General features: G+C 44.1%; 8 protein-coding genes. 1 reads left to right on the top strand and 7 read right to left on the bottom strand.

Going from position 1 to position 12,291, the window contains the following annotated elements:
- Positions 1-110: 110 nt before the first annotated feature.
- The 6 genes from B9A91_RS20915 to B9A91_RS20890 all read right to left on the bottom strand — a co-directional run bounded on the left by B9A91_RS20915 (position 111) and on the right by B9A91_RS20890 (position 8,493).
- Positions 111-1,292, bottom strand: a complete 1,182-nt coding sequence (locus B9A91_RS20915; RefSeq protein WP_084241002.1) for a FecR domain-containing protein — start codon at positions 1,290-1,292, stop codon at positions 111-113.
- A 57-nt stretch (positions 1,293-1,349) separates the two neighbouring features.
- Positions 1,350-1,943: an RNA polymerase sigma factor gene (locus tag B9A91_RS20910; protein WP_084241001.1), complete on the bottom strand. Its 594-nt coding sequence runs from the start codon at positions 1,941-1,943 to the stop codon at positions 1,350-1,352.
- Positions 1,944-2,118: 175 nt separating this feature from the next.
- Positions 2,119-4,941, bottom strand: coding sequence for an outer membrane beta-barrel protein (locus tag B9A91_RS20905; RefSeq protein WP_084240999.1), 2,823 nt, complete (start codon positions 4,939-4,941; stop codon positions 2,119-2,121).
- 85 nt (positions 4,942-5,026) lie between these two features.
- Positions 5,027-5,962, bottom strand: coding sequence for a hypothetical protein (locus B9A91_RS20900; RefSeq protein WP_084241225.1), 936 nt, complete (start codon positions 5,960-5,962; stop codon positions 5,027-5,029).
- A gap of 179 nt (positions 5,963-6,141) precedes the next feature.
- The gene (locus B9A91_RS20895) at positions 6,142-7,161 is read right to left on the bottom strand and encodes a cytochrome d ubiquinol oxidase subunit II (protein WP_084240998.1); all 1,020 of its coding nucleotides are present in this window, start codon (positions 7,159-7,161) and stop codon (positions 6,142-6,144) included.
- A 3-nt stretch (positions 7,162-7,164) separates the two neighbouring features.
- Positions 7,165-8,493 (bottom strand): cytochrome ubiquinol oxidase subunit I, encoded by a 1,329-nt coding sequence (locus tag B9A91_RS20890; protein ID WP_084240996.1) that lies wholly within the window; start codon positions 8,491-8,493, stop codon positions 7,165-7,167.
- A gap of 283 nt (positions 8,494-8,776) precedes the next feature.
- Here B9A91_RS20890 and B9A91_RS20885 point away from each other — a divergent pair, with 283 nt between their 5' ends.
- On the top strand, positions 8,777-9,592 hold the full coding sequence (locus B9A91_RS20885) for a hypothetical protein (protein WP_144009013.1): 816 nt from the start codon (positions 8,777-8,779) through the stop codon (positions 9,590-9,592).
- On the opposite strand, the gene B9A91_RS20880 is transcribed toward B9A91_RS20885, so the two are convergent.
- Complete coding sequence (locus tag B9A91_RS20880) at positions 9,575-12,175, bottom strand: M1 family metallopeptidase (RefSeq protein ID WP_235012631.1); 2,601 nt, start codon at positions 12,173-12,175, stop codon at positions 9,575-9,577. The two genes, B9A91_RS20885 and B9A91_RS20880, sit on opposite strands and share 18 nt — an antisense overlap.
- Between the last annotated feature and the right edge of the window lie 116 nt (positions 12,176-12,291).

Here is a 12,291-nt window from a genome sequence, read left to right as displayed (position 1 = left end):
TTGTTGATAAACTGTTTCTGCAAATTATTGAGTAATCCAAACCGCATGTCAGATTCCGATGGCAGTCGGGTCTGGCTTTTTTTTGGATTACAGGAGGCGTTTAGTAGATTTTAGGGCATAACTGTAATCCTCCTTCCTTCAATTTTAAAGTGTACGGCCTTTGTCAGTTCCAATATGCCCAGCACCTCAGATACATCGCTGAAGCGGGATACAGTACCTATGTAATTATTGGGCTGAATTTTGCCCTGGTAAACCACTTCCACATTGTACCACCTCGAAATCTTACGCATGATACTTTCGATGCCTTCGCCGGCAAATATAAAGTTACCATTCTTCCAGGCCACAGCCTCTTCTGTATCTACATTAACCGTTTGTAAAAGACCATTTTTCATGACCGACTGCTGCCCCGGAACAAGCTGTACCACAGCACCAGATACAGGTACAGACACCCTTACACTTCCTTCAAGCAATGTACTTTTGGTTTCAGGTTCATCATTGTAGGCATTCACATTAAAATGTGTGCCCAAGACCTCGATTTCCTGGTTCCTGTCCTTTTCAGCTGATGAAGTAAGCACCTTAAACGGTTGTTTTTTATTCTTCGCCACTTCAAAATAAGCTTCACCGCTAAGCTCAATCCTACGCTCTTTTTGTTGTGCAAAACTGGTTGGGAACTTTATCGAAGATGCAGCATTAAGCCATACCTTACTACCGTCAGGTAAATTAACCTGATATTGCCCTCCACGAGGCGTAGTAATGGTATTGTAAGTGGGCGTAGCGGTGTTTTCCGGCTCGGCATTTGCAGTATACACCAGCTGGCCGTCTGCCAGCTTAACTATACTCACACCTGCCGTTTCCAACAACTTACCCCTTCCGGCATCAGTTAAAGAAATCTCTGAGCCATCGGCCAGGGTAAGGATCGCATCATTACCTCCCGGCGGAACATCATTGGCATAACGGGCTTTATCCGAACCTCTATCCGGCCCTCCCGAAAAATACAGCCAGCCCCCTACACTTAAAGTAATTAGTATTACCGCAGCGGCAGCCCATCTGAATAATGGCATCAACAATCTGCGCTGAGGGGCTTTTCTGTCAACAGAAAGGATTTTTTCCAGTACCGGAGCCCATCGCTCTGGCTCAACTGTAGCAGGCGATTGAGCCGCAATCATCGCTGCAATGGCATCGCTGATCTCAGTCTCATCCCGCTCCAATAATCCCATCAACTCCTCGGTTTCTGCCCCGCTAAGTGTCCCTTCTTCAAACCTGAGTAGTAAGTAATTTACGCTTTCTTTCATAAGATTCTGATACTAAGAAACCGCAAACCGCACAAAGGACTATCGGCTACAAAAAAATTATTTGATCAAGGAAATGTAAGCGAGCACAGAAAGTGCCACTCCATGCTTTTGTAAATGTTCCCTTATGGTTTTAAGCGAGATCACCAGGGCATTTTTAACTGTATTAGGTGATATTTCAAGCACAGCGGCAATTTCTGGAATACTCATGCCATCAGTACGGCTCATCTGGTAAATCTTTTTGCGCTGTACCGGCAACCTGGCAACTGCCTCCTTAACCAGGGAATTCACATCATTCAGGTCAATCGCATCTGTAGTGCTGTTGCTTTGCTGCGGATGCTCAACGCCGAAGCCGTCAATTGCTTTTGCCTGTTTAAGCTGCTTGCGCAAGTAATTTAAGCACTCATTCGAGGCATATTTATACAGCCAGGCTTTTACATTTTCTACAGTTTCCAGTTTCTCCCTGTTTAACCATACCCTTAAGAAAGTATCCTGAATGATCTCCTCCGCAGCATCGGCCGATTTGGTAAATTTTAATGCAAAAGGCTGTAAAATGGGCAGATATTGGTAAAAAAAAGCGGCAAAGGCCTGTTCATTGCCTTCAGCAACCTGCTTTAACAGCAATTGCTCGTCGTTTGCGCTCTTTAATGCCATGTTTAATTCCCCTGGGTACTTGCCGGTCCTATATTTAAGAACTTTAAAATATTTTCAATGTTAAATAAATATTTTTAATTCCTCAGCATCTCTGTAAATTTTCCTTTACCATAAAAAAGCCGGTGAAGGATATCTCCCACCGGCCCTTTGTATTTGTACAATAAATCTTTAGTTGTTACATAAAGCTGCCGTCTCCCCTGCGCATAATACCTCTGCCGCCACGGCCCTGGGCACCAGACCATTTTTGTAGCCTCATGCTCAATTTGACCATAAAGTACCTGCTGGTGCTATTTACGAACGTATTGGTATAACCACCATCGTCATTCAACTGGTTATTGATAAAATTATTCTGGTTCAGTACGTCAAAGGCCTGGAATGTGATTTGTCCCCTGCGGTTAAAAAGCTGGCGTTCCAGGCTCGCATTGATGATCAAAGGACTGTTGTTCGTATTTCCCTGAATACCGCTGATAAACTGTTTACTGCCATTATAGGCCAGCATCCAGTTCTCCCACAGGTATAGGCGCCCATCCAGGTTAATAGAGAACGTACTGTTGCTCGTGTTCCTGAAACTCGACAGGCTGTTAACCGTTTTATCGTATCTGTAACCCAGATCGGCATTCACTTCAAGCCAGTCTGTAGGATTGATCTTCGGACCAAAACGCTGGTTTATGGAAGTAATGTCCGCAGTATTCAGCAAGCCGTCACGCATGTTTAAATTGTGGCTGTAGTTCATCGTGCCATTCAGGTTCAGACTGTACTTCCTGTTGCTGATTTGTTTACTGACGTTGTAATTTCCGGTTATACGGTAAACACCGCTAACATTTATGAAACGCGTTTCGTTAATTTTCGCTCCTGGGATATCCGGATCCGCAATCTCAACCACATTCCTGATTACTGCATTTTTGGTATATGACCCGTTTCCGTTAAACGAAATATTGAGTTTGGAATTCGCGATATAATTGTTGTAATCGGTTCTCAGTGTATGTACAAAAGTCGCCGCCAGGTTCGGGTTACCTACTACCGGATTTTTCTGGTTGGTCACATCCCGCACTGGCTGAATCTGGTCAAAAGTCGGCTCTACTGCATTTCCCGAATAATTGAACGACAACTTTTGCTGTCTCGTCCAGCGGTACTCAAACCTGGCGATCGGGATCAGGTTAAAACTGCTGCGATTGGTCGAAGTACCCAGGCTCACTTTTGTACCCGACAACAATGCAGGTACACCGGTTAAACCTACAGAGAACCGCACTTTTGAGGTACTGGCCATACCATACCTAAAGTTCAGCGCTACCCGGCCCTGGGTAAACGAATAATCGTAAATATTGCTCAGGGAGTCAATAACACCCGAAAACCCTGAATCAAGAATATCCCTGGTGGTCGCATCATTTTTATAACCGTTGTAATTTACCTGGGCATTTACCTCAAACTGCGTATTCAGGCCCAGGGGCTCCACATAAGTTAAACTTCCCCTGTAATTGTTACGCAGGTTTTTCCTGGCAATAATCCGGTTGGTGATGTCCTCTTCTTCTCCGGCCGTAAGATAGGCCCTGGTTCTTTGATATTGCTCCTGGTCCTGATCCTGGTTGTTCCTGTTTAAATCGATCTGAGAAGAGAAATTTCTTCTGTATTTCTTAAACGTATGCTGATAAAAAGCAGAAATCCCCAATTCTGGCGCAGTTCTCGAGTTTGAGTTACTGATGCTCCGGTCTTGATTTTGTCCCTGACTGATGTCCTCATTTCTCTGAAAAACCTCTGAACTACTGGTATTATTTGAAGAATTGTACTTAAAACTGGGAACCACTTTCAGGTAGTCGTTTGAGTCCAGGTCCACCTCAAACTCCAGCTTAAATTCATGATCTCTCGATTTTTGTAACCTGTTGCTGTTGTTCGTACTGAACAACGGCCCGCCATTGGTATTTACAAGCGATTCCGTTTTATTTATATTGTCGCTGTTAGAGTTGTTGAAACGATAATTAACGTTATACTCTATTTTATTTTTAATCTTGTCGCGCAAACTGAAATTGGCGCCCATAGTTTCCGTAGAGCCACTGAGCGAATTCAGGTTAATCACATCCCTGTAATTGCCATTTATCCCCATCTGCTGGTTGCCGTTAATCCGGGTACCAAACAACCCCGCTTCCTTTCTTTCATTACTGCCCCCGGCAGCGTTCATGTTCAGCATGTTACCAACAGACTTATCCGTCCTTGTCGTGATGTTCAATATTTTTTGAGGGTCACCATCCTTTACGCCCGTACGTGCCGCCTGGTCGCCATAATCGTCTACAATCTGGATCTTATCCACAATCTCTGCAGGAAGATTTTTTATGGCATTGGCAATGTCGCCCCCAAGATATTCCTTACCATTCAGCTTGGCCTTGGCAACTGTTTCTCCCTGGTGCACCAAACTTCCGTCGGTACCCACCTCCATGCCTTCCATCTTCTTTAACAGCTCATCAACCGTAGCATTTTTTCGGACCACATAATCGCTGGCTTTGTATTCTACGGTATCCGTTTTATAGGTAATCGATGGTGTCCCTTCAATTACAACCTCATTTAAGGTATTTTTTTGTTCCTTCAGATAAATGGGGTCCATCACAATTCTCGGGACCATGTCGTTTTGCTTAAAGCGCATCGCCTTTGATTTCTCATACCCTATACTCTGTATCACAAGAGTATAGGTAGCCGATTTTACATTTTTAAAGATGAATATCCCGTCTGAGTTTGTACTCGTTTTTAAGGTGTCCTTATCGGACGTTAAGCTCACCGTGGCACCAATTACGCCAAGGTCTGTACTGTCCTTTACAATACCACTGATCTCACGCGTTGGAAGCGGTGGTGGAGGATCCTGTGTTTTAGGCTTGTCCTGAGCAAAAAGCTGTACAGCACTAAACAAGAGGAAGAAAAAGGGAATACTTAGGCGCATCATTAAATTAAAGTAATGTGCATGTGGGGGACTGGCGTACAGTTGTACAGCGTTAACCTGGTTCAAAGATTTCATTTATGTGTGTGGGTGTATATAAGTTTGTGTGTTGTGTTAAAGCGTATGAGTCCCTGCCGGCAACAACTGTCTATTGTATTTGAGATTATTTTTTGCTTAAAGTATATTTTCCCCAGAAGTCCGTCGGGCTCATCAGTTCCTGGAAATTGAAACCTCCACCACCAAATCCACCGCGACCACCACCGCCGCCGCCACCAAATCCGCCTCGACCGCCGCCTCCGCCACCGCCACCGCCACCAGTGACAACAACAGTTCCGCCGCCGCCACCGCCTTCAAAGCCGCCACGGCCACCGCCGCCGCCATCAAAACCATTCATCTGCAAACCATTGATTTTAATGTTATAAGCAAATTCCTTGGGTGCTTCTGTAGAAATGCCTAAAGCTTCCAAAGGGATGGCTACTTCATAAAAGAAGGAATTGTCTTTTTCGATATTCGCAAATGCTTTGATGCCAAATTCGTTATAAATAGAAACCAGGGTATCCGTGGTATTTTTAAAACCTCTTATTTTAATCTCCTTTGCCTGGCCAAGCTGAGTTTTTTGCATGGAGGCCATTATAGAATCTCTCAGCTTGGTGTTTGGTTGCCCGCCACCGGCCCCCATTGCCATTCCCATAGCCCTGAACTGCGCTCTTCCTCCACCACCGGGCCCGCCTCGCATAGCCGACCTGTGAATGATCGGATAAGTCAATGTAATACTCTCTTTTTCTTTTTTCTTACCGTCCGGGTTTACTGAAAAGGTAATCCCCCCCGCCATGATTTTATTGTTGTTGAGTACATCTGTCGATTTGATCACCAGGTAAAGGTTCTTATCGTCGTTACTCAGAATATAGGAAATGTTTGTCCGCTTGTTAACAGAGAAATCGGACGCTGTCCACTCGAAATTCTTTCCGTCAATTTTAACTGTATGTGGGGCCTGGATGCTCACCTCCTGCAGTTCGGTCACTTTCTGTGCATTTGCAGCAAGGCAAAAGCAGCTAAGCAGTAGCGTATTTAATATCGGCCTGATCAATCCTTGTTTCATATCTGGTATCTTTTTTTGCAACATTTAAGGTTAAGACTTCTTAAAAGTACTTAGGTTTAATCTGGAATGACACAATCAGCCCATAATTTAACCCGCACTATAAAAAGCCTACGAATTAAGCACAAAATCTATGCTTTTAACTATTCGTATCTACTTTTGTTACAAACCATATCCGAAAATCAGTGCCCGGCAGGCTCTTCTTTTCTTTTCTGAAAGATATAGATCAGGTAAACCAGGGCCGGCAAAATAAACAAACTACCGATCAGCAGGGCATACCCCAATGATTCTATGGCTTTAAACTGGCCCTGATGGGTAAGCAAAGAGAGGTTTCCGCCGTTTTTTAACAATACAATATCAGGAAAATGGGTATAGGTGGCAGCAAAAAGGATCATCGTCACCTGGAACCCTGCCAATAAACGCAATAAGATTGGCTTATTTCTTTTTAAAGCGAAAAACATAATGACCAATGAAATACTCGCAGCGATGATGGCAATAAGCCCGGGTGCATCTCCAAAAATCCATGAGGCCAAAGGTATATGTTCCATATAGGCTGCCAGAAAAACCAGGGCACCGCAAAACATTACAATAAAAATAGTTCTGGTGGCTTTTCCAATAAAATGCTGCCTGTCCCCGTCATTGTCGGTTTGCCCGATAATAAAGATCGTGGCAAGGAAGCCACAAATACTGACCGTAAAAACGCCCACCGCTACCGAAAACCAGTTTAGCCAGCTAAAAACATAAGCTGATAGAAAATCCCCCGCCTCCGGGTCTATTTGTCCGGATACAGAACTGGCGGCAATAATCCCAAGAAAAAATGGTGTAATTAAGCTCGAATACACAAATATGGGGGTATAGATCTTTTGCATGTCGTCTTTCACCGCATCATAATTCCTGAATACAAATGCCGTCCCCCTGGCAATGATCCCCAGCAGCATACAAACCAATGGAATGTGCAGGTAAACAGAAATGGTGGTATATATTTTAGGGAAGCCCACAAACAAAATTACAATGGCAATGATCAGCCACATGTGGTTGGCCTCCCATATAGGACCGATGGCCTTATACATGGTTTTCCGTGTTTTGGCCTTATTGGTTTTGGCCGTCATCAACTCTATAATACCCGCACCAAAATCGGCTCCGCCAAGCAGAATATACAACAAAATGGCTGTCCATAGAAAAACAATAACTACGTATATCATAAACTAGCTTTTAGATTGATCTGAAGTTGAATCGTATAGTTTACCCACCATACTGATCTGCCGGTGGAGCAACAGGCTTACAATAATTGAAAGGGAAATGTAAACAGCAGTAAACAAATAAAAAGAATACGCTATGCCCGGCATCGGGGTAACCGCATCTGCCGTTCGCATCACCCCCCTGATGATCCAGGGCTGTCGTCCAACCTCAGTTACCGTCCAACCGGCCTCCAGCGCTATAAAACCCATTGGAGTGGCTACAACAAACAACTTCAGCAACCATTTGCTGTTCAGCCAATGCTTTTGCTTCCACAAGGCGATGAAATATAAAATGGCCAGCAATACCATGGCCATTCCCAGCCCCACCATAATCTGGAAGGCGTAATGGGTAACAGCAACCGGGGGCTGTTCATCTTGAGGCACCTGGTCCAAGCCTTTTACCTCTCCATTAAAATCACCGGTGGCCATAAGGCTCAACAAACCGGGAATCCTGATGGCATAATCTACTTTACGGGCTGCCGTATCAGGTATACCGCCAATGATCAGGGGAGCATTCCGCTCGGTATGAAAATGGGCCTCCATAGCCGCCAGCTTTTCAGGCTGTCTTTTTGCCACGTCCTTTGCAGAAATATCACCACTTATGGGCTGTAAGCAGGCCGCTACAGTTGCAAATACAGCAGCTATCTTAAAAGCCTTACTGTGAAATATAATGTTTTTGCCCTTTAAGATCATGAGGGCATGAACCCCTGCAACAGCAAAACCTGTAGACACAAATGCAGCCACACACATGTGCAGCGATTGCGAAAACCAGGCTTCATTAAACATCGCTTTTACCGGATCTATATTCAGGTACTGCCCGTCGATATAATCAAAGCCGGCCGGACTGTTCATCCAGGCATTGGCTGCAACCACCAAAATACCCGATGCCAGACCACTGATCCCAACTACCACACCCGTTACCCAGTGAAACCAGGGATTGAGCTTATTCCAACCGTAAAGGTAAAAGCCAAGGGCTATCGCTTCAATAAAAAATGCCGTCCCCTCTAAAGAAAACGGCATTCCAAATATCGGTCCGGCGTGCTCCATAAATTTGGGCCAGAGCAGGCCGAGTTCGAACGACAATACCGTGCCCGACACTGCTCCCGTGGCAAAAAAAATAGCCACTCCTTTACTCCAGGCCTTGGTTACGTCGCGGTAAACTACCTTCCTGGTTTTTAGCCAGTAAAAATGCGCTACTGTCATAAAAAAAGGCATTACCATACCTATACAAGCAAAAACAATGTGAAAGCCTAAGGAAAAGGCCATCTGGAGGCGGGCAGCTAAAAAATCGTCCATTTTAATAAACGTTATGTGCTAAAAGAATTCTGCTGTAAAAGTAAGCCTTATCTATTTAAAAAAACTGCTTTTCAATGGAAAAATCGATCATAAAATTCACATTTTTTAAAGCAGGTCATGCTTTTTTTGTAATCATTCCTAGAACGCTGCAAAAAACTACAGAATTATATATTTTCCTTCAAAGAAATATAAATTAATTTTTAAAGAAATTTTTGTTTATAATAACGATGAACATGTCTAGCTTTACAATAGTTAACTGATTTTTTCATAAAACCACTGAACAATGAACACTTTAAAACAATGTTTACGTCTCTCAGCTATTTTTATGCTCTTACTGATCATCGCCTGTAAAAAAAACAAAGTCCGGAAAACAGAGGACCCTCCACAAAAAGAACCAGAAAAAGCATACGTCCCGGTAAAGCTGGAAACCGATGGGTTAATCATCAACCTGAAATACAAAGAAAATTCAAATTTACTTACCGCCATAGAGGAGAATAACGGGAACAAAACACTGATCTCCTATACCACGGATCAAAAGCCCTCAAAGCTGGAAAAGTTTAAGAACGGAACTTTGTACCGTACTGTATTTTATGAAAAAGACAATGCACAAAGCATAAAAAGGGCAGTTTTGTTCAATTATGACCATGTATTGGATGGTTATATTCCCCAGGGAGATTATACGTTTCAATACAATAGCAATAATCTGCCTGCTGAAATAAAATATCATAGCAGCACCAATAATCCTGTGAAATTACACAGTATGACCTACCATTCTTCAGGAAATCTGAGCGATGTTTCTATACTGAATTACCCGGACCAGACCAGCACTGTAAAATACACCTTCGATGATCACAAAGGAATCGCTACGCACATCAGCAACAACTGGTTATTTGCGCTCGAATCTGAGCATTGGTTTCTCCCATCTGCCCCAAACAATATCCTTTCTTACCTCAGGTCTGGCACAGGGGCAGATCAGCTCAGTTTCAGCTATGAATACAACGCAGAGCGCTATCCTTCGAAAATGAGCATCACCCGGAACAATACTGTCCAGCAGCTAAAAATTACTTATAAAGACCTGCCCTTACAGCCCATTCAATAGTTTCCTTGCCCTGAACAGGTTATCCGCTGCCTGCAGCAGCTTGGCCTTCAGTTTAGAATTATAATCAGGATGTGCAGTTAAAAACCCGTTCACAATTTCTGCAGCTTGCTTGTCCTGGTAATAGCCAAGAATAGGCTGCAGCCAGTTCTGAGGAAAAAAGATATCTCCTGTAGCCTGGATCTCTTCCAGAAGGTCCAGGCTCTTTTGCAGGTACTTCAGCGAAGTCTGCTGCCTTAATGGGTGATGCAGGTAATACAATGCTGTACTCACATTCGCCTCCTTGCTTCTGTTGCTCCGTTGCTCCAGCCGGGCAAAAAACGCATCTCTTTCCGCCAGATCTGAAGATACCGCAGGCATGATAAATTCAAAGCGTGTTTTCCGGTCTGCATTGCTGATGCGCCCCAGCTGTGCTTTCAGGATACCGGGCTCATGTCCTTCCCTGAGTGCAAGCGCAAAAGCAAGCGAAGTATAGTCATCTTCAGAAAGTTTGACGTTTTGCGGGGCTTCCTGCTTTTTCCAGACCGCATACAGCTTATCCATGGCCTGTTTACTCAGAAACACATCCTGGTACGTCTTAAAAAGCAATTTCCTATGGTTCGGCTGTTGCTGTGCAAGCATAGCCTTCCATATTTTTTCCTCCAGCAATTTATAAATACCGGTACGCTCCTGCCCGGAAATAAACTCCCAGTAAATTGTCCCTATATAACCGGTAATCAGTTTCAGGTTCAGTTCCTCTTTTTCCTTACTGATACAGCCTGCTAAAAGGTCCAGCAGTTCCAGGGGTTTTACGGACCTGCCGTTCAGCATGTTTTCATAAAGTGAAACATAGGCCGATGCCCGGTGCAGCGCTTTGTCCATGCCCTGCAGGCGGTTAAACATGGCCCGGTCAACCGGCCATACCCCATAGCCTTGTCCGGATGAATTGAACAATACAAAATCAGGAACAGCCATGCCCTGTAAGGCTTTTACCTCAACCTCCCCTGCATTTAAATTAACGGTCACTTCTTTACTCCTGCCTGCATAATATAAGGTCAGTTCAAAAAGCTGTGGCCATATCCTGTCCTGCCCATATTCAGGGCGTTGTTTAACCATAAACTTTTCGATCTTATCTCCTTTTTTTTCAATGTGGTAATCAATCACAGGCCTGCCGCTCTCATTTACCCATACTTTATTCCATTGCTGCAGGTCGGCATCAGCATATTTATCCAGAATGCTGATCAGGTCTGGCCAGGAAGCATTGCTGTTCGCAAACTTTTTCAGGTATTCCCTTACGCCCTGCTGAAACTTATCTTTCCCCATTAAACGCTCCAGCTGCTGCATCATAATGGGCGCCTTATGGTAAATGATATTGCCATACAAAGTCCCGGCATCTTTCAGGTTATCCAGGTCCTGGCGGATGGGATTCGCCCCTTGCGTGCGGTCTACCCCATAAGCAGCAGGCACATGGTCAACCAGGAATTTAAGGTCAAAGGCATCCTTTCCTGTATTTCCTGCTGTACTTTTATCGGCCATAAAATTGGCAAATACTTCCTTCATCCATACATCGCTAAACCAGTCCATGGTCACCAGATCGCCAAACCACATGTGTGCCGTTTCATGGGCAATCAGGTTGTTTCTCGAATTCAACTGGTCTTTTGTGGCTGTCCCATCTAAAAACAGCGAAGAGGCTTTATAGTGCACCACCCCAACATGTTCCATACCGCCAAACTGAAAATCAGGAATGGCCGCAAAGCCAAATTTTTTAAAAGGATAAGGTATGGTTGTCCATTGCTCAAAATATTTCAACGCATCTGTATGAATCTTAAAAATATCGTTCATACTGTATTTTATCTTTGCACTGTCTGTCTCCCGGTATAAAAAATCAGTCTTCATGCTACTTACCATACCATTTGTTTCCTTAAAGTTTCCGGCTACAAAAGAGAAAAGATAGGTGCTCAGGGTATCGGAAGTCTCAAACTGGTAGGTTTTGCGACCGCCCAGCTCAGTAACCGCTTTCACCGGGGCATTGGCCATAGCTTTCCAGTCGGCCGCCACTTTAAGGGTCAAATCGTAGGTAGCTTTGATATCAGGCTGATCAAAACAAGGGAACACGGTCCTGGCCCTGTCGGGCACAAACAAGGCATAGAGGTAATCCGCGTTCCTGTTCAATGCCGATTCACCTGCCTGAAATTCCAGGCCAATCCGGTTGGTACCCTGTTTTAAATGCTCAGCATCAACCACAATATGTTCATTACTGTGTACCACCGGCATCGCACGGCCATTGACATGCAATTTCAGCAGTTTCGCTTTATCCTCCTTAAAATCCAGCTGCAAGGGCTGCTTGTTTTCAGCCAGGTCAAATGTTACGGTCTCCCGCGCCATGATCTCCTTTGCCTTTTCTTTCGGGATATCCAGTTCAAGCGCGTAATTTACCTTGCTCAAAACCGATTTTCTGTATAGGGCCAGTTTTCTGGACACACCTTTTTCAACTTCCTGGGCACCAACTACCGTTACCTGGATAAACAATACCAGAAATAAACAAGACGCAGAGAATGTATGCTTTGGGCCTGTATTGCCGAAGAACATATGACTTAGATTAACCATGCAGGCTAATTTAAGACGATTTTCTAATTTATTCGTCAAATAACAGGAAGATGTCACATTTAATATAGAATAAGGAATCATAAGCGTAATTTAGTATCCACAAAACTTACAGTCCA

This window comes from Pedobacter africanus, from assembly GCF_900176535.1.
In the GTDB taxonomy this organism is placed as follows: Bacteria; Bacteroidota; Bacteroidia; order Sphingobacteriales; family Sphingobacteriaceae; genus Pedobacter; species Pedobacter africanus.
Note: the sequence above shows the minus strand (reverse complement) of the source record. Positions and strands in the feature narration are given on the sequence as shown.